This window comes from Streptomyces sp. NPDC021212 (genome assembly GCF_044332925.1).
In the GTDB taxonomy this organism is placed as follows: domain Bacteria; phylum Actinomycetota; class Actinomycetes; order Streptomycetales; family Streptomycetaceae; genus Streptomyces.
The window spans coordinates 489408-513018 of sequence record NZ_JBIRPZ010000004.1; the positions used below are offsets into that span (position 1 = coordinate 489408).

Consider the following 23611-nt stretch of genomic DNA (forward strand, 5'->3'; position numbering starts at 1 on the left):
GACCCCGAATGCCGTCCCACCGCACCTCCCGCCGCCCCGACCCCCGGCGACGCCGCGCCAACCCGCTGGACGCCGCGGGCATCACCTACGTCGACTACAAGGACACCGACCTGCTGCGGAAGTTCATCTCCGACCGCGGCAAGATCCGCAGCCGCCGGGTGAGCCATGTGACGCGCCGGCAGCAGCGGCAGATCGCCCGCGCCATCAAGAACGCCCGCGAGATGGCCCTGATCCCGTACGGTTCCCGCTAGGCCCTGTCCGGCGGATCTTCGCGGGCCCGCGACGCCTGGCACGGCACCTCGCTGCGTTGTCGGGATCGCCCGAGTACGACCCGGTACGAGGACGACCCTCCGCCTTGCGATACACCGCGCCAGACGCCGCGGGCTGATCCACGAAGATCCGCCGGACAGGACCTAGCCCCGCTGCATCACTTCTTCGGCACCGTGGGCCGGTCGGGGCGTACGGAGAACACCGTGTCCCCGGCCATCGCCACGAGCGCGTCCTTGACGAGCAACAAGGAAGGCGGCCGCTCCTGCGCCGTGTCCCCGGGGTTGGTCAGCGCGGCGGTGCGCCACGCCTCCGCCCCGGTGTCGCTGTCCAGCGCCAGCAGACGGCCGAAGCGGTTGGAGAAGTAGAGCTTGCCGTGCCGCTTCGACTCGACGGGCGCGGACAGGTTCTCGGTCTCCGTCGGCCGCTGCCACAGCTGCTCGCCGCTGCGCGCCGACACCGCGGTGACCGTCCCGTCGGTCCGGGCGGCGTAGACGACCCCGCCCAGGAGGGTGGCCGTGCCGCGCAGGGGGTGCCGCAGCGGGATCCGCTTGGTGTCGCCGGTGCGTGGATCGACCCGGACCAGCGCGTTGTACGGGCGCTCGTACCCGGCGTCGTACACCTCCTTCGCCGTCTGCGGCGCGAGGAAGAGGGGCGCCCCGTCGGGGGAGCCGAGGCTCAGCGCCTTCTTGGGGAGCGCCGCGCTGGTGCGCCGCGCACCGTCGACGGGGTCGAGCCGCAGCAGGGTGTACGGGCCTTCGGTGCTCAGCCCTTCCGACGTGAGGGGCGAGCACAGGACGTACGGGAGGCCGGACTCGACCGGCGTCGCCGGTTCGCAGAACTGCCCCTCCTTAGCGGGCGACTGCCACAGCAACCCGCCCGACTTCCCGTAGGCGACGATCCGTCGGCCGTCGGGCGACAGCGTCAGCACCCCGCCGCGGAACAGGCGCACCGACGCCGACTCGCTGATCGGGCGCTCCCACAGCTGCTTCTTGGAGCCGGTGTCCAGGGCCACCACCCGGCGGTCCCCGTCCTTCGGGGCGGAGTAGGCGTAGACGATTCCGTCCCGCACCCCGATGGGGCGCGCGTCCTGCGGCCTGGTGCCGCTGTGCCACTGGACGCGGCCGGTGGCGGCGTCGACCTTGGCGACGGTGAAGCCCTTGCCGCCGCAGTACAGTTCGGCGGCGCGGTCGTGCACGCACGCGGCGTCCTGGTACACGAGCGGGGGCAGCGGGGCCTCGTACCGCAGCGTCGTCCGCCACGGGCGCCAGCCCTCGGGCAGGGACACGGGGTTCGCGTCCTCGGTGGCGGACGCGGAGGGGTCGTACGGCGGCGGTTTCGTGGCGAGCGGACCGTAGAGCAGCGCGAGCGCGAGCAGCCCGCCGACCGCCACGGCGCCGGCCGAGATGAGGATCCGCCGCTTCCGGCGCCGCCGGCCGATCTCGGCCGCGGCTCTTTCCGCGGCCTCTTCCGGGGGCGCCACCGCGGTCGGCTCGCCCCGTGGAGCCGGACGCATCGCCCGCGTGACGGTCCCCTCCGGGGGAGCCGCGGCGGCGAAGTCCGGCAGCGCGCCGAGCATGCGGTGCAGCTCGTCCAGGCCCGCCCGCGCGTCCGGATCCTTGTCCAGACACCGCTTGGCGAGCGCGATGAGCGGACCCGGCACCCCGGTCAGCGTCGGCGGCTCGTACATCACCTGGTACCCCGACAGATACGGGCTCTCGGCGTCGAACGGCCCGGTGCCGGTGGCCGCGTACACCACCAGCGCCCCCAGCGAGAACACGTCCGAGGCCGCGGTGACCTCCCGCGGGTTGCGCAGCTGCTCCGGCGACATGAAGCGCGGCGTGCCGAGCACCCGACCGGCGGTGAGGGTGAGCGTCTGGTTGTCGGCGGCCCGCGAGATGCCGAAGTCGATGACGCGCGGCCCGTCCTCGGCCATCAGAATGTTGGCCGGTTTCAGGTCCCGGTGCACCACCCCGGCCCGGTGGATGTCCCGCAGCGCCTCGACGAGCCCCAGCCCCAGCGTCCGCAACTCCCGCCCGCCCAGCGGCCCGCCCTCCCGCACCACATCGGCGAGGGTGCGCCCCGGCACGTACTGCGTCGCCATCCACGGCCGCTCGGCCTCCGGATCGGCGTCCACCACGGGCGCGGTGAACGCCCCGCTCACCTTGCGCGCCGCCGTGATCTCCTGCCGGAAGCGGGTCCGGAACTCCTCGTCCTGCGCGTACTGCGCGTGCACGAGCTTGACCGCGACCTGCCGCCCCGAGGCCGACCGTCCCAGATAGACGACCCCCATCCCGCCCGACCCGAGCCGGTCGAGCAGGGCGTAGCCGCCTATGGACGCCGGATCATCGGTACTCAGCGGCATCGCGATCCCCCTTTCCCCTCCCCCCAACGGCTTTAACCGCCCCTACACTAGGCCGCCCCGCCCCACCCCCGGCACACCGAGCCCCCGCGCGCGTCACGCGCGGCGGCTCACCTGCGACATCCGGATACCGTCGGGCCCATGGAGTGGATTTCTCTGGCCGGCACGGTTGTTGGCGCGGGTATCGCCACGGGCTCCGCGATGCTCCTGGACCGCCGACGCTGGCAACGGGAACGTCAGGACCGGGATGTGGAGATACGGCGCATCCTGTACGGCGACTATCTGGCGTGCCTCTCCGAGGCCCGCCACGCCTGTGGCAACGTGGCCCGGGACCCGGACATGGACCGCGCGACGCGCCGGACGACGGCGCGTGAGGCGTTCGGACCGTGCATCGGGTTGCGCTACCAGATCACCATCACGGCGCCCGGCCATGTGGTGGAGGCATCGGAGAACGCCTTCCGCCGTCTGCGCGATCTCCGGGACCGGGTGATGGACGGCGTGCCCGCCACCGACGAGGTCTATGTGGAGGGGCGCGGCCAGTACGACGACGCCCTCGCCGCGCTGCGGGCCCGTATGCGGCAGGACCTGAGCCTCGACGCCGCGCGCTCGGGTTAGGGTCCGTCGCGGCCGGCCTCTCGCTCAGCGCCTGTCAGGGGGACGACTCCTCCTCCCATGGCTCTGCACCCTCCAGGGCTTCCCCGGCGTCGACCTCAAGAGCAAGGACGGCGCGATCAGCGCCGACCGCAGCAAGCGGGCCCCAGGCCACTGGCCTGGGGCTTTCCGGTGCCTCCGACGGTCGGCGTGCGCCCGCGCCCGCATCGACCGACCCTGGACGAAGGGAGCGCGGACCGGACCGGAAGGGGACCAGCGCCATGAAGACACCCCCGATCGTTTCGCCGCAGGAGTGGGAAGACGCGCGCCGGCAGTTGCTCGTGGAGGAGAAGGAGCTGACCCACGCCCATGACGCCCTGGCCGCCAAGCGTCGCCGGATGCCGTGGGTGGCGGTGGAGAAGCCGTACGCCTTCGAAGGGCCCGAGGGCACGGTGAGCCTGCTCGACCTGTTCAAGGGGCGTCGTCAGCTGATCGTCTACCGCGCCTTCTACGAGCCCGGCGTCTTCGGCTGGCCCGACCACGCCTGCCGCGGCTGCTCCATGGTGGCCGACCACGTCGGCAACCTCGCCCATCTGCACGCCCGCGACACCACCCTGGTCTTCGCCTCGCGCGCGCCGCAGCAGAACATCGAGGCCCAGAAGGCGCGGATGGGCTGGACGATGCCCTGGTACACGATCACCGACGACTTCGACGCCGACTTCGACGTGGACCAGTGGCACGGCACGAACGCCTTCATCCGCGACGGCGACCGCGTGTTCCGCACCTACTTCATCAACGCCCGCGGCGACGAGGCGCTGGGCAGCACCTGGAGCTACCTCGACATGACCGCGCTCGGGCGGCAGGAGAACTGGGAAAGCTCGCCCGAGGGCTACCCCCAGACCCCGCCGTACGAATGGTGGAACTGGCACGACGCCTACGGCGAGACCGAACCGGCCCCCGAATGGCTGGCCCAGACCCGCCGCGGCCCCCGGGGCCGAGCGGCGTAGCGGCCGCGGGTCAGAGGTGCGGGGAGATGACGGGGATCAGGTCCTGGAAGGTCTTTCCGGTGGCGGGGGCGCCGATCGCCGCCATCTGCCAGGAGTCGTTCGAGGAGCGGTAGACCTTGGCCATGATCTGCGCGGTGTAGGGGCCGCCGCCGCTGAGCGTGTAACGGGCCATTTCCTGCCCGTTTGTCTCGTCGATCAGGCGGCAGAAGGCGTTCTCCACCTGCTCGAAGGTCTGCCCGGTGAAGGAGTTCACGGTGAACACGATCTGGTCGACGTGCTCCGGAACCCGCTCCAGGTCGATCAGGATCGACTCGTCGTCGCCGCCCTGGCCGGTGCCGCCGACGAGGTTGTCGCCGGTGTGGCGCACGGAGCCGTCTTTGCTGCTGAGCTGCTGGAAGAAGACCACGTCGACGGGGCGGGCGGCGGAGAACAGCACCGCCGAGGCGTCGAGGTCGATGTCGCGGGCGGTCATCCGCGCGAAGAAGCCCTTGCGGGGCGCGGCCTGCCAGCCCAGGCCCATGCGTACCGCGGTGAGCGCGCCGCCGTCGGGCTTGCTCAGGCTGATCTGCTGGCCCTTGGCCAGGTTCACGGTCATGCGTTCCCTTTCGGTGTCAGTCCTGGTCAGTCCTGGTCAGTCCTCGTCAGTCCTCGTCATCCCTCGGACGAGGACGGCGGCACGGTGAAGCCGGGGCCGGAGAATTCGGGGCTCGCGAAATCCGGGCTGGTGTAGCCCAGCGTCGGGCGCCGGGGGTGAGCGGCCCGGCCCTGCCGACCCGGCTGCGTCTGCCGCAATTGGTCGCGCAGGAACGGCAGGATGCCGCGTTCGAGGAGGGCCTGCCGCCAGGCCTCGTCCGCTCCCGGTGCGCCGCCGGGCGGGCCGGTCGCCGGGGTGCGGTGGCGGGCGGCGGTGATGAGCAGCCAGGTCACACCGCCCGCCGTCGTCACCGCCGTGACCACGGCGGCGGTATGCCCCGCGGTCAGCAGCGCGTCGCCCAGCTCGCGTCCCGAGCCGCCGAGCCCCGGGACGTACCCGAGGACGTATCCGAGGAGCAGGAAGACCGCTGTCGCGGCCGCCGCCAGCACCGGCGCCAGGACCGCGAGCGCCGACAGCAGCCCGCGCGCCCCCGCCCCGGCGGACGGTGTGCCATCGGCGCGTACGCAAGAGGCCACCGTGTTGCGTTGCCGCAGGTAGGCGGCGTACTCGGGGGCCGCGGCCGTGGCGATGCCCGCGCGCTCGGCGAGCGCGCGGGCCCGTAGCCGTTCGGCCGCCGCGGCCCCGGCGGACCCGTGCCGCCGCAGGGCCGCACGGATCTCCGGGGTGTTCAGGGCCTGCCGCAGCACCCGCTCGAAGGCGGGTCTGTCCTCCGGACGTAACGCGGGTGTGCCGGTCATGTCTGTGTCCTCGGTGCGTGGCGTGCCGGTGTCAGAGGTGGACGCCGAAGTCGGAGGCGATGCCCGCCAGGCCCGAGGCGTACCCCTGGCCGACCGCGCGGAACTTCCACTCCGCGCCGTGGCGGTACAGCTCACCGAAGACCATCGCGGTCTCGGACGCGGCGTCCTCGCTCAGGTCGTAGCGGGCGAGTTCGGCGTTGTCGGCCTGGTTGACCACCCGTATGAAGGCGTTGCGGACCTGGCCGAAGCTCTGGCCGCGGCTCTGGGCGTCATGGATGGAGACGGGGAAGACGACGCGGGTGACGTCGGCGGGGACCGCCGCCAGGTTCACCTTGATCGACTCGTCGTCCCCCTCGCCCTCACCGGTGAGGTTGTCGCCGGTGTGCTCGACCGAACCGTCGGGGCTGGTGAGGTTGTTGTAGAAGACGAAGTGCCGGTCGGACACGACCTTTCCGGCCTCGTCGCACAGCAGGGCGCTGGCGTCGAGGTCGTAGTCGGTGCCCGTGGTCGTCCGTACGTCCCAGCCCAGACCGACCAGGACCGCGGTCAGGCCCGGCGCCTCCTTGCTGAGCGAGACGTTGCCGCCTTTGGACAGGGAAACTCCCACGATCTCCTCCTGAGTACTTCATGCGTCCGGCTGCTGACGAGTGAAAATCTACAGCACTGTAGAAGTATTCGAGGACCCTGTACCGCCACCCGACGGCTGGATGTGAGCGGTGTGCGGAGGGAGTCGGTGTGAGAGCACCCGCCCCCGCGCTTCCGTCGGCGGGGGCAGGGCGAGCCGGAGGCGCAGGTGCCGGCGGCGCTCCAGCGGGCGGACGGCCCGGTGGCGGCCGCCTGGGTGCGGGAGCGGCTCGACGGCGATCTCGCCTACGACCGGGGAGCGGTGCCGGCCGGCTTCGTGACGGGGCTGACGGCCGACGACGAGCGGCTGCTGCGCGGCCTGTTGAGCGAGGCGGAGGGTAGCTGAGGGGGGCGTTCGTCTTTCTGCTCCTCGTCCTGCCGAGCAGTACCTCCATCCCCGGCGCGCCCTCGCCTGTTGCCGGGGCTGGTTGCGGCGCCAGGCACGGCGTGGAGGTGGTCGTCGGCACGGCCCGGCTGCCGGGCGGCGGCACCGCCGGGCGCGGCGGCGCGCCCAGGAGGCGGTCGCAGGACGGGCCGACGAGCCGTACGCGGGCACGCTGCCCGCCGCGTCCGGCAGGACCGGCCGGATCGTCGTCCCCACAGCGATGCTCGCCTGCCTGTACGCCTCCGAACGGCGCGCCCTGATCGCCCATGTGCACGCCCACCCCGCCGGACGGCACCACCGCTACCTGCCCGCCCAGTTGGCAGCGCGGGCGAACCCCCTGCTGCGCCGGCTGGCCACGGAGCGCCGCGCCCGCTGCGGGGAGTGGTGGGCGGACGAGGAGGCGGCGAGCGCGGTGGCCGGAAGGTCGTGTCCAGGGCGGTCGGCAAGGCCACGCTGGTCTCCCGCGGCACCCCCGCCCCGACGCTCGCCGGGTTCGCCGCGCCTGGACCCGTCCCGCGCCGGGTGGCCGTGCTGCTGGGCCCCGGTGCCGTACGCCCGGTCCCGTCCACCCGGCACCGGCCGCCCGCCTCCACGGCCGCGGGCGTCGCCGCCTGGATCGCCGCCGTGACCAGACCCGGAGCGTCCTACACGTCGAACTCGGCGGGATCCAGCTCCAGCGTGAAGCACGCCTCGCGGACCACGGCCCGTTCGGTCTTGTCGAAGTCGCCGTCGGCGCCGCCGATGACGATGCCGATCTGGATCACCGCGCGCGCCTCGGCGGGCTTCTTCTTCGCCTTGGCCACCTCCTGGAGGACGCTGACCTTGCCGAAGTCGAAGTCCGCCGTGAGCTTGTTGAGGTAGTCGTTGAAACGCCACTGCAGGTCGTCGGCGGGGAAGTTCTGCAGCACCTCGTTGGTGGCGATCAGCTGGGCGACGCGCTGCCGCTCGGACGGGTCGATCGACCCGTCCGCCGCCGCCACCAACGCGCACATCGCCATGCTGGCGTCGCGGAACGCGCCGCTCTTGAGGTCGTTCTTCTTCGCCATCAGCTGGCTCTGCATCGTCGATGCGGATTCCTTGATGCGGTCCCAGAGGGCCATGACCAACTCCGTATGTCGTCACGTTACTTCTACAATACTGTAGAAGTTAGCAGAGTGGCCGTGGCCCGAGGGGGCTCAGTCCTCCTCGTCCTCGAAGGCGTCGCCGATCTCGTCGACGACCTCCGCCGCGACCATGCCGCCGACGACGCCGACCGCGACGCCCGCCGCGACACCCCCGACGATGGCCCCGGTGCTGGGCCCGGAACGGCGTTCCCCGTGCCCGTGGTCGTGCCCGTAGTCGTGCCCGTGGCCGTACGCATCCCCGCCGTGGTTGCGGTCGCCCCGCCCGCCACGCTGATCGACGAGCTGCCGGACCCAGGCGTCGACCTCCGTGTTCAGGTCCCGGTGCTCGACGCCCTCGTGGCCGACGGTGAAGAGGGTGAGGGCGTCATGCCCCCCGGAGAAGAACCCACCGCGCTTGTCGGCCTCCAGGACGACGTCCAGGCCGCCGGGGTTCGCGAGGAAGGTCACCTCCAGCTCGTTGACGGCGTGGGCGTACTGCGGGGCCGGCGTCAGCTCGATCTCCTGGTAGAACGGCAGCCGCTGCCCCGTACCGCCGATGTGACCCAGCTCCAGATCGGCCGACTTGAAGCCGAAACCGAGCTGCCCCAGCGCCTCCAGGACGGCCTCCTGGGCGGGCAGCGGACTCACCGTCAGCTGGTCCAGATCGCCCTTGTCCTTCGCGCCCGCCACCTCCAGTCCGGTACGGACCCCGAGCACGATGCCCAGCGGCTGCCCGTACAGCTCGGTGACGGGTGTCTCCCAGGGCAGATGGATGGTGAACGGCAGGTCTCGCCGCTCCCCTTCGCCGAGCCGGAAACCGCCCCCGACCGTGAAGTGGTCGAAGACGACGACACCTTCGCGCTCCTCGTCGCCCTGCTCGGCCTCGACCCGGGCGACGAGGTCCAGGGTGATGGACTCGATCTCGAAATCCGCCTTGCCTCCCTCAAGATGGACCTGCCCGCTCAGCGGCCCGCCGGGACGTACGGGACCGGCGTCCAGCACGGTGTCCACGGTGGGGCCGCCGACACCGAGTGAGCCGAGCAGTCGTTTGAACACCATCGTGGCGTCCACTCCTTATGTACGTATGCGCCTGTGGTTACTTGCCCGTGCTGTCGAGCGCGGCCGGGGCCGAGGCCCAACGCGTCGGCCGACCCGCCCGCACTTCTACACACATGTAGAAGTGTAGAGGGGGCCCCGCCCCGCCGCGTGCGCATCGCGCCACCCGCCGAAGGAAGTCCGAAAAGGTCTCCCTAGCCCGCGGGGAGCGTGACCACGAAGCGCGCTCCCCGCGCTCCCCGCACGGCGGACGCGGCAGAAACGGCAGACGCAGCGGCTGCCGTGGGATCGAGACGGAGGTCGCCGCCGGCGGCGCGGGCGAGCCGGATGGCGAGGGGGAGGCCAAGCCCGGCGCCGTCGTGGCCGTCGTCCGGGTGGGCCCGGTGGCCCGGCTCGAAGATCGCGTCCCGCGCGGTGTCCGGTACGCCCGGTCCGTCGTCGCCGACGACGATCCGGACGCTGCCGGGCGGCCCCGGGGCGCACTCCACGGTGATGCTGTCCGCGGCATAGCGACGGGCGTTGTCCAGCAGCGGGGCGAGGACCCGCTCGGCGATCTCCGGGGAGACACCCGCGACCAGAGCGGATTCCTCACCGGTCAGGTGGACGGCGATCCGTGGTGCGTCCGGGCGGCCTGGCGCGTCGCGGGTGGCGAGATCCCGTACGAGCGCCGGGAGTTCGCACCGGCCGGGCGCCCGGCCGGGAGCCCGGCCGGTGCCGCGGGCGCGGGCTTCGGCCAGGAGCGTCTCGCAGATGGTCCGCATGCGGTCCGCCCCTTCGGCGATCGCCTCGATGGCCTCGTCGCGTTCCTCGGCGCCGCGGTCGCGGGCCAGCAGCCAGTCCGCCTCCGCCGTGATCCGCGCCAGTGGTGTGCGCAACTCGTGGGAAAGCTCCGAGGTCAGTTGCTGTTCGTGGCGGAGGACGGCGGCGAGCCGGTCGAGCAGTTCGTCGAGGTTGCCGGCGAGCGCGTCGAGCTCCGCCGCGCGCGGTACGGCGCCGAAGCGGCGGCCGATGTCATGGTCACTCCATTCGGCCGCCTGCCGGGTCATCGCGGTCACCGGCCGCAGGGCGCGCCCGACCGTGGCGCGGGTCACCAGGTACACCCCGCCGAGCAGCAGCAGGGCCAGCCCGATCGAACCCGCGAGAGCCGATTGCGCGCTGTGCCGGTACGGGGCGAGGCCCACCGCGGTCACCACGGTCCCCACCTGGCGTCCGCCGGCCCGGATCGGGCGTGCGTACAGGCGGGTGGTGGCCGGATCGCCGATGTTCTCGAAGACGTCTTGCCGACCGGCCAGCGTGTCCACCGCACGTTGTACCTCGGGGGACGCGGGCGGCCGTTCCAGCGGCCGTCGGCCCTGATAGATCCAGATGCCGGTGTCGAGGGCGCGGTCGTCCGCCGGTTCGGCGACGGCGAGCGAGCGGTCGGGATGGACCCGGACCGTGGCCGTCACCGCGGTGGCGCGGGTACGGAGCAGGTCGTCGGTCTCGGCGCGCAGCCGTCCGCTCAGCGCGATGTTGAAGACGACCGTGAGGATGATCACCCAGGCCGCGGTCGTGAACAGGGCCAGCAGGGCCAGACGCCCGCGCAGGGTACCCGGTCGGGCGCGGTGCCACCCCCGGCGCGGCGCCTTCATCCGAACTGGTAGCCCACGCCGCGCACGGTGCCGATGCCGCGGTCGCCGCCCACGTCGCGCAGTTTGCGCCGCAGCCGCATCAGATACTGGTCGAGCGTGTTGTCGGTCACCAGCGCGCCCTCCGGCCATGCCGCCCGGAGCAGGGTGTGCCGTCGTACCACCGTGCCGGGCGCGGCCATGAGACATGCCAGGAGCCGGAACTCGGTGGGGGTCAGCGAGGCGGTGTGCTCACCGTGCTCCAGCAGGTGGCGGGTGGGGTCCAGTCGGATGCCGCCGACTTCGAGGGCCGCCCGGCGGCCCGCCCGGCGCAGTGCCGCCCTCAGCCTGGCGGCCAGTTCCACCAGGTGAAAGGGTTTGGCCAGGTAGTCGTCGCCGCCCGAGGAGAAGCCCGAGAGCCGGTCGACCAGGCCGTCGTGCGCGGTGAGGAACAGGACGGGGGCGTCCAGGCCGCCGGCACGCATGGCCTGGCACACGTCCCGTCCGTCCGAATCCGGCAGGCCCACGTCCAGGACGACGGCGTCCACCGGCCGCTGGTCCGTGACCGCCCGCAGGGCGGACGCGCCATCGGCGGCCGCCAGCGCCTCGAAGCCCTCGTCCCGCAGGCCGCGGACGAGTACACCGCGCAATCCGCGGTCGTCCTCGACGACCAGCACTCGGTGAATGGTCACCCGCCCAGTATCACCTGCCGCGCCGCACGGGCCCTGGCCCGGCCGTGACGTATTCAGGTCGCGTACAGGTGAGCACGGTCGGACACAGTCCGTGACCGTGACCCTGAGTGCCGGAGGTGCGTCAGCCGAGCGGCTCCCGGTCCTTTCGGGTGGCGGTCAGGTAGACGACCAGGCCCAGGATCGTGGTGAGGAAGAGCGCGCTGGTCCCGACCGTGCCGAGGGCGAGCCCGCCGTTCGCGCGTGGCTGGGACAGGCCGTCCCCGAGGGAGGCGCCCAGGGGGCGCGTCAGCACGTACGCGATCCAGAACGCCGTGACCGCGTTGAGCCGGAACCAGAAGTGCGCGACGGCCACGGCCACGATCAGTGCGCCGAACATGAGGGCGGACACCCAGTAGCCCAGGGCCAGTTTCTCCGCCGTCAGATCGCCCGCCGCGGTGCCCAGGGCGAAGGTGAACAGGATCGCCGCCCAGTAGAACGCCTCTCGGCGGGTGGTGTGAATGGTGTGGATGGACAGGGTCTTCTCGCTCGCGTACCACAGCGCGAAGGTGCCGCCCAGCACGATGGTGAAGACGATGGTCGTCGTCTCCAGCGGTACGTGCATGCCGTCCGTCAGGTTGTCGGTGACCAGTGTGCCGACGATGCTGATCAGCACGACGGACAGCCAGTAGACCCCGGGGATGTACCGCGCGGACCGGAACTGCACGACCAGTGCGCCGATCAGCAGGGCGCTCATGATCCAGGTGGTGTTGGTGAGGCCGAAGCCCAAGGTGTCGTTCAGATAGTCCGCCGCGGTCTCACCGACCGTGGTGCACAGGACCTTGATGATCCAGAAGTAGGCCGTGACCTCCGGGACCTTGTTCCACACGCGCCGGTGGCCCGGCACCGCTTCGGACTGCTGTGTCGTGGTTGTCATGGCGGGAGGCTGGCACGGTCCTCCTGTACGCAACCTGAGCGCGCGGGGCGTGGCCTGGCCGCCCCGGTGGGCCAAGACCGCCGCACCCTGGTGGACGATTCGAGATGTTGCCATGTTTGTCCGCCTTTAGGGTGTATGTCATGAGTCGCATACACAAGATCGCCCCGCCACTGACGGTCGTCGTCTTCGTGTTACTGCACGTCTTCGCCTATCCCGCCACGCGCTTCGCCAACGACTCATACCGCTACGCCCGCTCGGCGTACGAGTTCCTGGGCGCCCCCCACCGGAAAGCCCAGGACAGTGCGCTGCGGGCCTACTGCGCGGACACGGCGGCCATGCTTCAGCGAGGCCGCATGCTGCACCAGATCGAGTTCCGGGCCCCGGTGCGCCCCAAGGAGTTCCAGGACTGCCTGACCCAGTACGCGAAGGGCCTCAACCCCAGCAACCCGCGGTACGAGGCGCTCTTCCACGCTCGTCCCGCCTATCCCCTGCTGGCCGCACCGTTCGTCCGGCTCCTGGGGGCCAAGGCGGGGCTGACGGCCGTTGCGCTGGGCTTCACGGCGCTCGGAGGGCTGTTGGTCCTGGTGCTCCTGCGCGCGCTGCGTGCACCGCCTCCCGTGGCATGGCTCGGTCAGTGCCTCTATTACGTCACGCCCATAGGGCTGTGGGGCAGCCGGCCCATGACGGAGGGGCCGGTGATCGCCCTCATGGTGGCCATGCTGCTCGGCGCGGTGTGGCTGTGCCAGGGCCGGTGGGTGGCGGGGGCCCTGCTGTCCCTGGGGGCCTTCGCGCTGGGTTTCGCGGTCAAGTACTCGAGCTTCGCCCTGGTGGGGCCATGCCTGGTGGCGGCGAGCGCCACGGCGCTGATCTTCATTCCACAGGCCCGGCACAAGGGCATGCGCTGCCTGCTCATCGTCTCGCTCTTCGAGTCCTTGGTCGCCTTCGCGGCGAGCAGGATGCTCCGGCTGCCCGGGTGGGAGGCGTCGCTCCAGGACACCTTCTCCCTCCACTGGACGTACTCCGAAGTCGCCGACCCCTGGCGCCGGTTGGCCCGGCTCAACGTCAACTACTGGTGGCAGTGGCTACAGACAGAGGCACTGGCTCCTTCTCTGCTCCTCCTCCTGGCGCTGGGCGCCTGGGGCGCGATCAGCCGCTCGGTGCCCATCGCCCTGTGCCTGATCGCCGTGGGCGGTACGGGCCTGCTGACGTCCGTGGCCCACCCGGTGGCGATGGAGGGCGACAGGCTCTACGTGCAGGTGTGGTTGATAGTCGTCGTCGGACTGCCCCTCCTGGTCGAGCGCCTGCGCATGAGCGGCGCGGCCTCCGAGGCGCTGCCTGCGCGAGGTGCTCCTTTGATGAAGAGCGACGGGCCCAGGTGAAGAACGGTTCGCCCCCTACGTCCTGGCTGACCGTGTCAGGTCGCAGCCGAATCTGGTGCGGATGCCTCCTGGAACGCAGCGAGCATCTCCGGGGACCAGGTCAGGCTTCCGTCCCGCAGATCGCTGATCACCCCCCGTAGCCAGCCCTCCTCGGCGACAAGGACGGCGAGCAGGTATTCGTTCTCGATCAGAGTGATGCGCGGCAGCCCGGTCGCGGCGTCGGCGGACTGACGCTCCAGTTCGGCACGTTGGGCGGCGAGTCGTGCTGCCCGTCGTTCCAGGATCGGTGCCACCTCGTCCGGGCTGAGCAGGAGCATGTTCGACAGCGCCGCCGGGAACACGGGGAACTCGGCCTTGGGCACCGCCAGCATCTGCTCCAGCCACTCACGGGTGACCGCCCGGCCCTCATCGGTGACCTCATAGACGGTCCGCTCGGGGTACTGCTGGTCGCGCTCGGTCTGCCGGACGGTGATCAGCCCGCCGGCCTGTAGCCGCTCGATGGTGCGATACAGCCCGGCCCGCTGGCCGACGTTGACGACCTGCTCCTTGGCGATAACCGCGGCCACGGCTCCGGTATACGGACAGCACTGGTCATCGGAGGCGGTGTAGCGGGCCCGGTGACGGCGCTCGCACTGCGCAAGGCGGGCATCGGGGCGACGGTCTACGAGGCGTATCCCCGCGCGGCGGACGGCGTGGGGGCCTGGCTGGGCCTGGCGCCGAACGGTCAGGCGGCGCTGGCGACGGTCGGTGCCGACGCGGCGGTGAAGGCCGTCGGGCAGCCGGTGCCCGGCATGGTGATGGCGGATGGCGCCGGCAACCCCCTCGCCGGCTTCGGCGGATTCCCGGAACTGCCCGCCACGCTGATGCTGCCGCGCGACTGTCTGTTCCGGGCACTGACCGACCATGCGGTCGCCGCGGGCGTTCGGTTCGCGTACGGCAAGCGGCTGGTCGCCGCCGAGGAGACGCCGAGGGCGTCACCGCTCGTAGCCGCTGGCGTGTCCGTCAGCATCCACCACGCGACCGCCGCGCGGTCTCCTGCCAGGGCGGCGGCGATGGAACGGACCTGTTCGTAGCCGGTCATGGCGAGGAAGGTCGGGGCCTTGGAGTCGGTGGGCGTCAGTGGCTCGGGCGTCGGCCGGCGAACAGTAGGCCGGCCAAGGCCAGGAGCATCCAGGCCGTCAGGTAGGAGAACGCGACCGTCGGGGAGACGGCACTCCACAGCACGTCGGCGATCGCCAGCACGTCGGCGATCGCCCGCACGATGGCGACGGCCGTCGGGCGCCCCGAGGACGACGACCCCGGAGGCCGTGATGCTTGGCCGGGGTGCTGATCGGCGCACGGCTGGCCGCGATGTCGCTGGCCGACCGGGAGCCGGGGCGGTGGAACGTGATGGACGCGCTCGCCGACGTACTCACCCGCCTCGGCGAGGGAATCCCCCTGGCCGATGTCCCGCTCAAGCAAGCAACGACGGGTACGAAGAGCTGAGTTGCCGGTGGGCGATCAGGCGGCAGGCGAGTCTGAGGCATGCTTCGCCCGTCGTCCCGGTCAGTCCGTGCCTGAGACGGCCGCAGGTGAGGCAAGTGCGTTCCTTATGAGACATCAACGTCTTATAAGGGCTATGGTTATCGCATGGCCGTTGACCCCAAAGACGTATTGCGCGATGCCGCCGCCCTGCTCACCCGCAGGGCCACCGCCTCGATGGACGACATCGCCAAGGCGGCGGGGATCAGCCGTGCCACGCTCCACCGGCACTTCGCCGGGCGCGACGCGCTCATCCGGGCTCTGGAGGAGCTGGGCATCGAGCGGTTCGAGGCGGCACTGGACACGGCCCACATCGAGGAGGGCGACGCGGTCGAGGCGCTGCGCCGGCTCGTGGGGGCCATTCAGCCGGTCTCCGGCTTCCTCGCCTTTCTCTACAGCGAGAACCAGCTCTTCGAGGGCGCGGAGATCAACACGGGCTGGGCGCGGCTCGACGCCCGTATCACCGCGCTCTTCCGCCGCGGCCAGGAGCAGGGGAAATTCCGCATCGACCTGACACCCGTGTGGCTGACAGAGGCCATGTACGGGCTCATGGCGTCGGCTGCGTGGGGCGTCTACGACGGGCGGCTCGCCGCCAAGGACGTGGAGTACATGGTGCTGGAGCTGCTGCTCGGCGGTGCGCGGCGGGGGAGCGGGGACGCATGAGCGGGAGCCCCGTCGAGGCCAGGGAAGAGAGTGCCGAGGCGCCCCCGCGGCCCGGCCGCTGGCTGGCGCTCGCCGTGCTCGTCCTCGCCGTCCTCCTGGTCGCGGTCGACGCGACCGTCCTGGGGCTGGCGACCCCGTTCCTGAGCGAGGATCTCGGGCCCTCCAGCACCCAGCTGCTGTGGATCGGAGACATATATTCCTTCGTCATCGCGGGCCTGCTGGTCTCCATGGGGGGCCTCGGCGACCGCATCGGGCGCAAGAAGTTGCTGCTCGGCGGCTCGGTTGCCTTCGGCGCTGTGTCCGCGCTGACGGCGTACGCGCAGAGCGCGGAGATGATGATCGGCGCGCGGGCGCTGCTCGGCGTCGCGGGCGCGACCCTCATGCCCTCCACCCTCGCCCTCATCCGCAACCTCTTCCGGAACCCCCGGGAGCGCAGCCTGGCCGTCGGCATCTGGGGTGCGACGGCCTCGGCGGGCATGGCCGTCGGCCCGGTCCTCGGCGGTTTCCTGCTCGAACACTTCTGGTGGGGCTCGGTCTTCCTGATCAACCTCCCCGTCATGGCGCTCCTCGTGATCGTCGGAGCGAAGCTGCTCCCCGAGTCGCGTGACCCGGCGCCCGGACCATGGGACCTGCCCAGCGTGCTGCTCTCCCTCGTCGGCATGGTCGGTGTCGTCTACGCGGTCAAGGAGACGGCGGTGTACGGAGTGCGCGGGGACCTCGCGGCCACGGGCGTGGTCGGGGTGCTGGCCCTGGGGTGGTTCGTACGGCGGCAGCTGACGCTCCCCGCCCCACTGCTCGACATGCGGCTCTTCCATCACCGGGGCTTCTCGGGTGCGGTCCTCGCCGACCTGTTCACCGTTCTCGGCCTCTCCGGGCTGGTCTTCTTCCTGTCGCAGTACCTGCAACTGGTGCAGGGCCGGGACCCGCTGGAGGCCGGACTCGCCGAACTCCCCACAGCGGTCGGAGCCGTGGTGGCAGGGCTGCTGGCGGGACGCGCCGCCCGCCGCTTCTCCGTGCGGGCGGTGGTCTCAGGCGGTCTGGCGGCGATCGGGCTCGCTCTGGCCGCTCTCCTCTGGCTGCGCACCGATACCGGTTACCCGCTCCTCGGAGCGGTCCTGCTGGTGGTCGGTGCCGGCGCGGGTCTCGCGTTCACCGTCACCGCCGACGTGATCCTCTCCACCGTGCCGAAGGACCAGGCGGGAGCGGCGTCCGCCGTGTCGGAGACCGCGTACGAACTGGGCGCGGCGCTCGGCATCGCGGTGCTCGGCTCCATCGTGACCGGTGCCTACCGCGGCTTTACCCCGCCGGTGGGGGTGCCGGGCCCGGCGGCCGACAGGGCGGAGGACTCGATCGGCGGTGCCGTCGAGGCGGCCGCCGCGCTGCCGCCCGAGGCGGGGACGGCCTTGCTGGCCACGGCGCGGGACGCGTTCGTCGGCGGTCTGCGGATCGCGGCCGGCGTCGGTGCGGGCGTGCTCCTGGCAACCGCAGTGGCGGCGTGGTTCCTGCTGCGCCGTCAGCGACTGGCCGACTAGCTGAACGAGTCTGGAGTTCCCCTTGGTCGTAGGCGGTCAGCGATGGTTGATCTCGGTGCCAGTGGTAGTTCGCCGTCGTGGGACTCCAGCAGCTCGGCACAGCCCTTATGGTTCGGGGTCGTTGCGGTTCAGCAGAGCGACGCGGGCCGGTGTCAATGATCAGCATCGGCCTCGCCGAGCTCCTCGCGAGCGATGTCCTTGGCACGAGCTCCAAGGTCGTCCGACGGCCCGTCGAAGCTTCGCAGGACGCGGAACCGGCTCGGCGGAGGCGTCTTCACCAGTCGCAGGGAATGTCGACGCAGCTCTTCGACCTGCTCGGGCTCAAGCCGCTCGATGAAGTCGTGCAGATCGCTGTAGTCATGGGCGGCAGTCAGGACTCTCCCTGTCGGCCGTGCCTGCTGCCACGACAGCGCCCGACCGAGAAGACCGCCGATGACTCCGCATCTGGTGCAAGACGCCGAGAGAGATCTAGACAACAAAGAAGCCCCGGGCCGCTGGCCTGGGGCTTTGTGCTGGAGCGGGTGACGAGAATCGAACTCGCGCTCTGACCTTGGGAATCACCGGGCCTCACAGGCCCGAAACAAGCTCTCACCTGCGGGAACGGGCTACCTGCTGTTGCACGCCAGGACTCCTTAGGGTCCCTGATCGACCGTGCTTCACCGCCCGATCGGGCACGCAACGGGCACGGCGGCGGGGCGCTGGGCGAGCTATGCACCCAGTGCGTCCTCCAGGCCGAAGTTCTCGCTCACGTCCTGGCCTGCTGTCGCGAAGACGTGCAGTCCGCGGCCGGTGCGGTGGTTGCTGTACTCCGACGCGGGGCGCGCCTTGCGCGAGTCATGTAGTCGTATGGTCTGCGGCAAGGGTCATGTTGGCCGGGAGGCGGGGTATGTCGGGACAAGTATTCACATTGATTGGTGTGCTCGTCGGCGCGGTAGGCTCTTATGTAGTCACGGCCTTGACCGAGCGGGCACGCTGGAACAGAGAGTTGGCAACGCGCTGGGATCAACACCGTTTGGAATCGTATCTCCGGTACGCCGACGCGATTAAGAGATTCGTGTCAGTGGCTGGACGGTTGGCGGCAGAGAAAGGGCTGTTTAATCTGCCACAACCAGTTGGCGAAGAATCCGGCCTGGAGGAGCTCGCGCAAGCTGAGCTGGACCGAGGTTACGCGTTTGAATCGGTACTACTCACGGGTGATTCGGAGACCATATCCGCAGCTAGGGCCATGCAGCGCCGGGCCTGGGTTCTTGAGCAATTTGCTCGGGGTATCCGTTCCGGTTCTGCTGAGGACTGGACGGGTGCATATAGGGAGTTCCAGGAGGCCCGTGATGTCTTCTACATCTCCGCCCGGAAAAGCTTGGGGGTCTCTGTACCATTTCGGCTACGCGCCGAAGACCCGGTCATCATGGGACCGGACCCACGGCAGATGTAAACACGGTTGGCGGCTCCATGTGAACGACAGGGCGGTTGGTTGGGACTGCTGAACTGGTGGAGAGTCGCTGCCGCGCGGTGGCGGTCCTCTGTGGTCACGATGGCTGCTGTACAGCACTCACTGAGCACCGCCTTAGGAGTTCGAACAACGGCTAGTTCCTGCCCAAGCAGGACTGATCCAACAGAGTAGGAGGCGGCCGCGTGGGTGCGACCGCCTCTGCTGCTGTCCGCTGTCGTTGATGTCAGCGATGGATGTCAGCTGCGCGTCCCCACCTCGCGTCCGTGCTCGTCCAGCCGGTCATCTCGAGCCTTGCGCTCCACCAGCGGTTCCCGGCCGAGCAGGAGAGCCGGTGCTGGCTGCGACGCGGGCGGCTGATCCAGGCGACATAGAGCCCACCGAGCGACGTCAGCTCAGTGACGCTTGCGCTGCGGCTCATGATGAGCACGACTCCGACGAAGACGACAGCGACGAACGCGCTGGTGTCAGAGCCAAGGTGCTGAGGCTGGGTAGGCACAGTTTCCTCCGAGGTTGCTGTTGCTGGGTGAGTGGAGGCGGTGGATGCGTAGAGGCGCTGCCGCCTTCACTCCTCAGCCGCCGGTCTGCGGCTGAGGTCAATCTGAGCACCTTGCAGCGGGCGCGGGCGGACTGCGTTGTGACGTCTTGGTCCGCCTAGTCCGCGCGCGTGTGTGCACACATCTTCAAGGGGACGGACCAAGACGTCACAGATGGGGGTAGGAGCAGATGGTTGCGACACAGACCCAAGAGAGAGCCCTGAAGCGGGCAGATACAGTCAGGGAACTCGTAAAGCAAAGAGGACTGCTGGATGTGCTCGCGGCGTTAGAAGAGCTGCATTCCGACGGAAATTCCGGCCCTTCAGTGCGAATCCGAACTCCTTACATCCGGAACAGTGTGATGCCTTACGGCGACCTATGGTCACCGCACGCACTTCCATCGTTCATTGAATTCGACGAAAGGCGCCGCCCGGCAGAGCGCATCCTTCCACCACTGGCCAAGCTCCTTCTGCCGCAAGGAGTGGCGCTGGAATTCCACCTGGTGGCGCTATTTGTGGCGCAGGCTCAAGCTCGCTCAGGCGCGAGATGGGAAAATCAAATACCGATCACCAAACGAAGCAAGGGGATCGCGTGGGTTGATTTGATGGCAGTGTCGGCGAAATCAAGCACTGGAGGAGGGCGCCCCTCGTCATACACAGCGAACAAGACTCGACAACTCCGCGCATCGCTGAACCTGCTGTCAAATCACAGACTGGTCGATATCGGGGATCCGGGAGTGAGGAATAGGTATGAAGGGTTCAAGCTACTCTCCGAGGACGCCGCCAGCTCAGCTGCAAGTTTCGTGGAGTATCGCGTGCCGCAAGAACACGAATCCATTATTAAGGTCCCATTTCAGTTTTTCACCCGCGGCTGGGTGCATCTGCTTACCAAGAGCGAGATTGCAGCCTATTTTATGTGGCTCAGTCTGAGCGCGGAGAGTGAATGGGTTGCCGGCCTCTGGCGGCAGCGGGCTGGACTATTCGGCTTATCGCGTGATGTGTATGACACTACACAGGCACTTGCTGCTTACGGGCTAGTCGACGTACTTCCGTCCCGGGGGCGGCGGCAGAATGGAACGTGGCGAAATTTCAGCGCAGGCGATAAACCGTATGGCAATAAAATTCGCGTAAATCATCGCGGTTTATGGCGCCCGGCCCCGAAGACGGTTGAGGGTGTACTTCGAAAAACTGCTGCCCTCGGAAAATGGTCCAGGGTCGTTGGGGAGTAACCCGGAAGCTCAGAAGTTGCGTACACGATCAAGCGATATACCACCCAGCTTCCGTCCCGTACGCCGTCGACCCACACACCGTGGAGCGGGCGTGGTTCAGGGGCGTCAAAGTGGAGCGCGCCACTGTACGAACGACCTTGACGCCGCTGGGCCGTGTCTGCTCGGCTCTGCCTGGGTCGATGGTGTGCGGGACGGAAGCCCACCACCTGTCACCACCCAAGGACTTGCACTCGGCGATGGTGCCCCGATGCTCCCGGTGTCGGCCGATCCCCCGCCGGAGGCATCATCTTGCGCCCGCGGGTGACTTCTCGACCGTTGCTCGCTTGCACGTTGCGCGCCGCCGGGCGCGGCCAGCCGGGGCGCAGACAGGAGGCAGGCCGCGCCGCAGAGGCGGCGCGCGCCCGCGCCGTGCGCGGGCCTTGAAAACCCGTAGAGGAGGTCGTAACTCACTGCTGGCGCTTGGCGCGTTCGTGCTCGGCAATGCTGATGATGGCCTCGGCGCCGTCGATCTGGTGACGGAGCTTGTTGAGCACGTCGGTGCGGGCCGAGTGGATGAGGTGGTCCGTGGTCGGCGCGGTGCCGGCCGGGGGTCCGGTGGGGATCCAGAACGACTTGTGGCTGTACTCGCGGACAATGTCCTGGCAGGTGCGGATCACCCAGTTCATGGCCATGGTGATTTCGTCGCGGTAGAGCTGGTCCAGGTTCCGGGCGCCGCTGTTCTCGGGCCGGGGTGTCACTCGGCCTGTCCTGTGGTCGGCATCGGCTTCATGGTGAACCAGACCGTCTTGCCGACGGTGTGCTCGATATGGCCCCAGGCGTCCGCGAGTTCGGTGACGAGGAGCAGACCGCGGCCGTGTTCGCTGTCGGAGTGAGGGGCTTGGGGTTCGGGGCGGTTGGGGCCGGAGTCGCGTACCTCGATGCGTACCTCTTCCTCCGTCGCCTCGACGCGGACCCGGAACAGTCGGCCGGGTGGCACGCCGTGGAGGAGCGCGTTCGTCGCGAGTTCCGATACGCAGACCTGGATCTCGTCTAAGCGGTCGACGTAGCCCCACTCGGAGAGCGTTCGGGTCACGAACTGTCTGCTGGCCCGGATGGATGGCTTGCGCCGCGTGAATAACTGCTGATGCGTCAGACGCACGGTCAGTCACTGCCTCATAGCGTGCTGTGAGATGGAGCTCACTTTATTGCCATTCGCGAAAGGTGGCAAGGTGGCCTCGAGGGCACTGGCCAGGAGGTCGCTTACCGTGTAAAGCAGCAAGGTTGGCGAGTCCGATCAAGCTTGAGGAGGGGTTCGATGCCCGGCGACGCATGGATCAGCACCTCGATGCCCTACCTGCGGCCGGCTGCCGCAGGGCAGGGTGATGTGTGGGGGCAGGAGACCGCGGCGCGGGGGCGTCGGGGCACTCAGCGGATCGTGGGGGCGGGGGAGGTGCCCGCGCCGGACGTGGCGGCCCGGTTGCTCGGGATTGCGGAGGGGGATCAGGTCGTCGTGCGGCGGCGGATCATGTACCTGGACGAGCAGCCGTGTGAACTGACCGACTCCTACTACCCGGCACACATCGCAGCAGGGACCGCCCTCGCGGGCACCGCGAAGATCCGCGGCGGGGCGGTGGCGTTGCTTGCCGCGCTGGGGTACGTGGGGCGGCGGGTGCAGGAGGATGTGACGGCCCGGATGCCGAGCGAGGAAGAGCGGGAGCTGTTGGAGACCGCCGACGACGAGCCGGTCCTGCGGTTGGAGCGTGTTGTCCTCGACGGGGATGAGCGCCCGATCCAGGCCGATCTGATCACCATGCCCGCCCACCGGCAGCGTCTGCGCTACGAACTCACGATGGGATGACCGTGCCCAAAGCCGAACAGGACGCAGCCGACCGGCGGTCACTGCACGAGCGGATCGCCGCCGACCTGCGCGACGAGATCATGTCGGGCGACCTTCGCCCCGGCGCGAGTCTGCCCTCGACCGCGCAGCTCAAGGAGCGGTTCACCGCGTCGAACGCGACCGTCCAGAAGGCGTTGCAGCTGCTGAAGGACGAGGGTCTGGCCGTGGGCCGCGCCGGAGCGGCCGTCACTGTACGGGAGCATCGGCAGCGCACCATGCGCCCCGCCTCGTACATGGCCCCGGCCGCGCCCGGCCAGCCGTATCGGTGGATCAGCGAGGCCGCCAGTCACCAGACGCGCGGGAGCAGTCGGCTCCTCGACGTGGCCGAGGTCCGGCCGCCCGCCGATGTGGCGGAGGCGCTGCGGCTCCCGGAGGACGGCACGGCCCTGCTGCGGACGCAGGTGCTGCTCATGGATGACGAGCCGGTGGAACTGGTGAAGTCGTACTACCCGCTGGAGTTGGCCCGCGGAACGACGATGATGGACCGCCGCAAGATCAAGGGCGGCACCCCGGCCCTCCTGGCTGAGCTGGGCTACCCGCCCCGCCTCAGCGTCGACAAGGTGTCCGCCCGCGTACCGACTCAGGAGCAGTACAAGGTGCTCGACCTGCCGGGGAATCTGCCCGTGCTGCGCACGCTCCGGGTGGTCTACAGCGACGACGAGCGCCCCATCGAGGCCACGGTGATGGCCAAGGCCGGTCATCTCTACGAGCTTCAGTACGAGTTCACCCCGTCTTGATCGCCCCTTGGACGCGCGGCCGCATCGAGTGTGGCCGCGCTTCCGCCGGCAAGCCGTCCTGTGCGAGGCGTACGGCATGGGCATCCCGACTGCTGTCCTGCCCTACCTCAACGCTGCGCACCGAGAGCCGGGCAGGGTGTCCGCGATCCCGGCGGCCCACTTGTTGATCGTGTTGAACGTTGCCGGGGCGACGGCGATCGCGTCTGCGGGAGCGCGGCCCAAGACATCCGGCGCCCGGCCGTACGTGAGCTGGTCGCTGGCATGGTCGCCCGTGACCGCCGTCGAACCCTGCCCGAGCTGCACCACTTCAGCCGAGAACTGGGAGTACCCGCGTGAGCGAGCGGAAGAAAGCCGTTCCTGTATGTCGTCGTCTGCGCGGCCGGGATCGCCGATGACGTCGGCAAGCTGATCAACGCGGCTCAGGAAACAGGCCGCGCATCCCGCCGACTCGCAGAGCCTGGACCGGCTGCGCGAGATGAGGGTCCTCGTCGCCGACTACGAGCCGAACCAGCCGAAGGCGGGTGGAGGCCGTGACCGGTTCCGATGGGAACAAGCGGTGGAGCTTCTCACACCCAAGCTCCAACTGCTGTCGCGACTACCGCCGCTATCCCCGCGTCCACGCTCTGCCTGACGCGGGGTGCCCGTCGAGCGGTGCCAGACTCGTGGACGAGCCCTTGTCCTGCGGCGAGAGGC

General features: G+C 69.8%; 27 protein-coding genes and 4 pseudogenes. 16 read left to right on the plus strand and 15 right to left on the minus strand.

Annotation, left to right across the window (positions count from 1 at the left end; all coding sequences use genetic code 11):
- Window positions 1-8: 8 nt before the first annotated feature.
- Window positions 9-251, plus strand: coding sequence for a 30S ribosomal protein S18 (gene rpsR / locus ACH4SI_RS13685; RefSeq protein WP_398295884.1), 243 nt, complete (start codon window positions 9-11; stop codon window positions 249-251).
- Window positions 252-427: 176 nt separating this feature from the next.
- Here rpsR and ACH4SI_RS13690 read toward each other — a convergent pair whose 3' ends face one another.
- Window positions 428-2632 carry a protein kinase gene (locus tag ACH4SI_RS13690; RefSeq protein WP_398295885.1) on the minus strand — a complete coding sequence of 735 codons (2205 nt, stop codon included), beginning with the start codon at window positions 2630-2632 and terminating at the stop codon, window positions 428-430.
- Window positions 2633-2770: 138 nt separating this feature from the next.
- On the opposite strand from ACH4SI_RS13690, the gene ACH4SI_RS13695 reads away from it, so the two are divergent.
- Entirely contained in the window at window positions 2771-3244 is a 474-nt protein-coding gene (locus tag ACH4SI_RS13695) for a hypothetical protein (RefSeq protein WP_398295886.1), read from the plus strand.
- A gap of 257 nt (window positions 3245-3501) precedes the next feature.
- Window positions 3502-4227, plus strand: coding sequence for a DUF899 domain-containing protein (locus ACH4SI_RS13700; protein ID WP_398295887.1), 726 nt, complete (start codon window positions 3502-3504; stop codon window positions 4225-4227).
- A gap of 10 nt (window positions 4228-4237) precedes the next feature.
- Here the strand turns inward: ACH4SI_RS13700 and ACH4SI_RS13705 are convergent, their stop codons facing one another.
- The 3 genes from ACH4SI_RS13705 to ACH4SI_RS13715 are packed head-to-tail and all read right to left on the minus strand — an operon-like array spanning window position 4238 to window position 6226.
- Window positions 4238-4822: a TerD family protein gene (locus ACH4SI_RS13705; RefSeq protein ID WP_398295888.1), complete on the minus strand. Its 585-nt coding sequence runs from the start codon at window positions 4820-4822 to the stop codon at window positions 4238-4240.
- Between the two features lie 56 nt (window positions 4823-4878).
- The gene (locus tag ACH4SI_RS13710; protein WP_398295889.1) at window positions 4879-5619 is read right to left on the minus strand and encodes a hypothetical protein; all 741 of its coding nucleotides are present in this window, start codon (window positions 5617-5619) and stop codon (window positions 4879-4881) included.
- Window positions 5620-5650: 31 nt separating this feature from the next.
- Window positions 5651-6226, minus strand: coding sequence for a TerD family protein (locus ACH4SI_RS13715; RefSeq protein ID WP_398295890.1), 576 nt, complete (start codon window positions 6224-6226; stop codon window positions 5651-5653).
- A gap of 186 nt (window positions 6227-6412) precedes the next feature.
- Here ACH4SI_RS13715 and ACH4SI_RS13720 point away from each other — a divergent pair, with 186 nt between their 5' ends.
- The gene (locus tag ACH4SI_RS13720) at window positions 6413-6589 is read left to right on the plus strand and encodes a hypothetical protein (protein ID WP_398295891.1); all 177 of its coding nucleotides are present in this window, start codon (window positions 6413-6415) and stop codon (window positions 6587-6589) included.
- Window positions 6590-6671: 82 nt separating this feature from the next.
- The gene (locus ACH4SI_RS13725) at window positions 6672-7256 is read left to right on the plus strand and encodes a hypothetical protein (RefSeq protein WP_398295892.1); all 585 of its coding nucleotides are present in this window, start codon (window positions 6672-6674) and stop codon (window positions 7254-7256) included.
- 16 nt (window positions 7257-7272) lie between these two features.
- Here ACH4SI_RS13725 and ACH4SI_RS13730 read toward each other — a convergent pair whose 3' ends face one another.
- The 5 genes from ACH4SI_RS13730 to ACH4SI_RS13750 all read right to left on the minus strand — a co-directional run bounded on the left by ACH4SI_RS13730 (window position 7273) and on the right by ACH4SI_RS13750 (window position 11999).
- Window positions 7273-7728: a tellurite resistance TerB family protein gene (locus ACH4SI_RS13730; protein ID WP_398295893.1), complete on the minus strand. Its 456-nt coding sequence runs from the start codon at window positions 7726-7728 to the stop codon at window positions 7273-7275.
- A 75-nt stretch (window positions 7729-7803) separates the two neighbouring features.
- The gene (locus ACH4SI_RS13735) at window positions 7804-8790 is read right to left on the minus strand and encodes a sporulation protein (RefSeq protein WP_398295894.1); all 987 of its coding nucleotides are present in this window, start codon (window positions 8788-8790) and stop codon (window positions 7804-7806) included.
- Window positions 8791-8981: 191 nt separating this feature from the next.
- Entirely contained in the window at window positions 8982-10418 is a 1437-nt protein-coding gene (locus ACH4SI_RS13740) for a sensor histidine kinase (RefSeq protein WP_398295895.1), read from the minus strand.
- Window positions 10415-11086, minus strand: a complete 672-nt coding sequence (locus ACH4SI_RS13745; RefSeq protein WP_398295896.1) for a response regulator transcription factor — start codon at window positions 11084-11086, stop codon at window positions 10415-10417. Before ACH4SI_RS13745 ends, ACH4SI_RS13740 begins: the two co-directional genes overlap by 4 nt.
- A 121-nt stretch (window positions 11087-11207) precedes the next feature.
- Window positions 11208-11999: a hypothetical protein gene (locus tag ACH4SI_RS13750; protein WP_398295897.1), complete on the minus strand. Its 792-nt coding sequence runs from the start codon at window positions 11997-11999 to the stop codon at window positions 11208-11210.
- Between the two features lie 140 nt (window positions 12000-12139).
- On the opposite strand from ACH4SI_RS13750, the gene ACH4SI_RS13755 reads away from it, so the two are divergent.
- Window positions 12140-13378 carry a hypothetical protein gene (locus ACH4SI_RS13755; RefSeq protein ID WP_398295898.1) on the plus strand — a complete coding sequence of 413 codons (1239 nt, stop codon included), beginning with the start codon at window positions 12140-12142 and terminating at the stop codon, window positions 13376-13378.
- Between the two features lie 35 nt (window positions 13379-13413).
- Here ACH4SI_RS13755 and ACH4SI_RS13760 read toward each other — a convergent pair whose 3' ends face one another.
- Entirely contained in the window at window positions 13414-13944 is a 531-nt protein-coding gene (locus ACH4SI_RS13760) for a PadR family transcriptional regulator (protein ID WP_398295899.1), read from the minus strand.
- Window positions 13945-13995: 51 nt separating this feature from the next.
- Between ACH4SI_RS13760 and ACH4SI_RS13765 the strand changes: the two are divergent.
- A pseudogene (locus ACH4SI_RS13765) lies at window positions 13996-14283 on the plus strand (FAD-dependent oxidoreductase); the annotation flags it as partial.
- A gap of 211 nt (window positions 14284-14494) precedes the next feature.
- On the opposite strand, the gene ACH4SI_RS13770 reads toward ACH4SI_RS13765, so the two are convergent.
- Entirely contained in the window at window positions 14495-14638 is a 144-nt protein-coding gene (locus ACH4SI_RS13770) for a hypothetical protein (RefSeq protein WP_398295900.1), read from the minus strand.
- Between the two features lie 63 nt (window positions 14639-14701).
- Here ACH4SI_RS13770 and ACH4SI_RS13775 point away from each other — a divergent pair, with 63 nt between their 5' ends.
- The 4 genes from ACH4SI_RS13775 to ACH4SI_RS13790 all read left to right on the plus strand — a co-directional run bounded on the left by ACH4SI_RS13775 (window position 14702) and on the right by ACH4SI_RS13790 (window position 17642).
- On the plus strand, window positions 14702-14863 hold the full coding sequence (locus ACH4SI_RS13775; protein ID WP_398295901.1) for a hypothetical protein: 162 nt from the start codon (window positions 14702-14704) through the stop codon (window positions 14861-14863).
- 144 nt (window positions 14864-15007) lie between these two features.
- Window positions 15008-15562, plus strand: coding sequence for a TetR/AcrR family transcriptional regulator (locus ACH4SI_RS13780; RefSeq protein ID WP_398295902.1), 555 nt, complete (start codon window positions 15008-15010; stop codon window positions 15560-15562).
- Window positions 15559-17094 carry an MFS transporter gene (locus ACH4SI_RS13785; RefSeq protein WP_398295903.1) on the plus strand — a complete coding sequence of 512 codons (1536 nt, stop codon included), beginning with the start codon at window positions 15559-15561 and terminating at the stop codon, window positions 17092-17094. The genes ACH4SI_RS13780 and ACH4SI_RS13785 overlap by 4 nt, the downstream gene beginning before the upstream one ends.
- A 155-nt stretch (window positions 17095-17249) precedes the next feature.
- Window positions 17250-17642, plus strand: a complete 393-nt coding sequence (locus ACH4SI_RS13790) for a hypothetical protein (protein ID WP_398295904.1) — start codon at window positions 17250-17252, stop codon at window positions 17640-17642.
- A 159-nt stretch (window positions 17643-17801) separates the two neighbouring features.
- Here the strand turns inward: ACH4SI_RS13790 and ACH4SI_RS13795 are convergent, their stop codons facing one another.
- Window positions 17802-17954 (minus strand): hypothetical protein, encoded by a 153-nt coding sequence (locus ACH4SI_RS13795; protein ID WP_398295905.1) that lies wholly within the window; start codon window positions 17952-17954, stop codon window positions 17802-17804.
- A gap of 1313 nt (window positions 17955-19267) precedes the next feature.
- On the opposite strand from ACH4SI_RS13795, the gene ACH4SI_RS13800 reads away from it, so the two are divergent.
- A complete protein-coding gene (locus tag ACH4SI_RS13800; protein ID WP_398295906.1) occupies window positions 19268-20305 on the plus strand; it encodes a hypothetical protein in 1038 nt (345 codons plus the stop codon).
- A gap of 446 nt (window positions 20306-20751) precedes the next feature.
- On the opposite strand, the gene ACH4SI_RS13805 is transcribed toward ACH4SI_RS13800, so the two are convergent.
- Both ACH4SI_RS13805 and ACH4SI_RS13810 read right to left on the minus strand, forming a co-directional pair.
- A complete protein-coding gene (locus ACH4SI_RS13805) occupies window positions 20752-21042 on the minus strand; it encodes a hypothetical protein (protein WP_398295907.1) in 291 nt (96 codons plus the stop codon).
- Window positions 21039-21443 (minus strand): ATP-binding protein, encoded by a 405-nt coding sequence (locus ACH4SI_RS13810; RefSeq protein WP_398295908.1) that lies wholly within the window; start codon window positions 21441-21443, stop codon window positions 21039-21041. Before ACH4SI_RS13810 ends, ACH4SI_RS13805 begins: the two co-directional genes overlap by 4 nt.
- 156 nt (window positions 21444-21599) lie before the next feature.
- Here ACH4SI_RS13810 and ACH4SI_RS13815 point away from each other — a divergent pair, with 156 nt between their 5' ends.
- Together ACH4SI_RS13815 and ACH4SI_RS13820 are read left to right on the plus strand one after the other, a co-directional pair.
- Window positions 21600-22142, plus strand: coding sequence for a GntR family transcriptional regulator (locus ACH4SI_RS13815; RefSeq protein ID WP_398295909.1), 543 nt, complete (start codon window positions 21600-21602; stop codon window positions 22140-22142).
- Window positions 22139-22918, plus strand: a complete 780-nt coding sequence (locus tag ACH4SI_RS13820) for a GntR family transcriptional regulator (RefSeq protein ID WP_398295911.1) — start codon at window positions 22139-22141, stop codon at window positions 22916-22918. The genes ACH4SI_RS13815 and ACH4SI_RS13820 overlap by 4 nt, the downstream gene beginning before the upstream one ends.
- 111 nt (window positions 22919-23029) lie before the next feature.
- On the opposite strand, the pseudogene ACH4SI_RS13825 reads toward ACH4SI_RS13820, so the two are convergent.
- Window positions 23030-23128 (minus strand): annotated as a pseudogene (locus ACH4SI_RS13825) (flavoprotein); the annotation flags it as partial.
- Window positions 23129-23131: 3 nt separating this feature from the next.
- On the opposite strand from ACH4SI_RS13825, the pseudogene ACH4SI_RS13830 reads away from it, so the two are divergent.
- A pseudogene (locus ACH4SI_RS13830) lies at window positions 23132-23254 on the plus strand (transcriptional regulator); the annotation flags it as partial.
- 91 nt (window positions 23255-23345) lie between these two features.
- A pseudogene (locus ACH4SI_RS13835) lies at window positions 23346-23549 on the plus strand (hypothetical protein); the annotation flags it as partial.
- Window positions 23550-23611: the final 62 nt, after the last annotated feature.

Bases quoted from the DNA above. Each gene is read 5' to 3' on its own strand.
- ACH4SI_RS13820 (WP_398295911.1), top strand. From the start codon at position 22,139: ATGACCGTGCCCAAAGCCGAACAGGACGCAGCCGACCGGCGGTCACTG.
- ACH4SI_RS13690 (WP_398295885.1), bottom strand. From the start codon at position 2,632: ATGCCGCTGAGTACCGATGATCCGGCGTCCATAGGCGGCTACGCCCTG.
- ACH4SI_RS13780 (WP_398295902.1), top strand. From the start codon at position 15,008: ATGGCCGTTGACCCCAAAGACGTATTGCGCGATGCCGCCGCCCTGCTC.
- ACH4SI_RS13755 (WP_398295898.1), top strand. From the start codon at position 12,140: ATGAGTCGCATACACAAGATCGCCCCGCCACTGACGGTCGTCGTCTTC.
- ACH4SI_RS13740 (WP_398295895.1), bottom strand. From the start codon at position 10,418: ATGAAGGCGCCGCGCCGGGGGTGGCACCGCGCCCGACCGGGTACCCTG.
- ACH4SI_RS13735 (WP_398295894.1), bottom strand. From the start codon at position 8,790: ATGGTGTTCAAACGACTGCTCGGCTCACTCGGTGTCGGCGGCCCCACC.
- ACH4SI_RS13700 (WP_398295887.1), top strand. From the start codon at position 3,502: ATGAAGACACCCCCGATCGTTTCGCCGCAGGAGTGGGAAGACGCGCGC.
- ACH4SI_RS13710 (WP_398295889.1), bottom strand. From the start codon at position 5,619: ATGACCGGCACACCCGCGTTACGTCCGGAGGACAGACCCGCCTTCGAG.
- rpsR (WP_398295884.1), top strand. From the start codon at position 9: ATGCCGTCCCACCGCACCTCCCGCCGCCCCGACCCCCGGCGACGCCGC.
- ACH4SI_RS13750 (WP_398295897.1), bottom strand. From the start codon at position 11,999: ATGACAACCACGACACAGCAGTCCGAAGCGGTGCCGGGCCACCGGCGC.
- ACH4SI_RS13785 (WP_398295903.1), top strand. From the start codon at position 15,559: ATGAGCGGGAGCCCCGTCGAGGCCAGGGAAGAGAGTGCCGAGGCGCCC.
- ACH4SI_RS13695 (WP_398295886.1), top strand. From the start codon at position 2,771: ATGGAGTGGATTTCTCTGGCCGGCACGGTTGTTGGCGCGGGTATCGCC.
- ACH4SI_RS13815 (WP_398295909.1), top strand. From the start codon at position 21,600: ATGCCCGGCGACGCATGGATCAGCACCTCGATGCCCTACCTGCGGCCG.
- ACH4SI_RS13790 (WP_398295904.1), top strand. From the start codon at position 17,250: ATGATCAGCATCGGCCTCGCCGAGCTCCTCGCGAGCGATGTCCTTGGC.
- ACH4SI_RS13800 (WP_398295906.1), top strand. From the start codon at position 19,268: ATGGTTGCGACACAGACCCAAGAGAGAGCCCTGAAGCGGGCAGATACA.
- ACH4SI_RS13705 (WP_398295888.1), bottom strand. From the start codon at position 4,822: ATGACCGTGAACCTGGCCAAGGGCCAGCAGATCAGCCTGAGCAAGCCC.
- ACH4SI_RS13730 (WP_398295893.1), bottom strand. From the start codon at position 7,728: ATGGCCCTCTGGGACCGCATCAAGGAATCCGCATCGACGATGCAGAGC.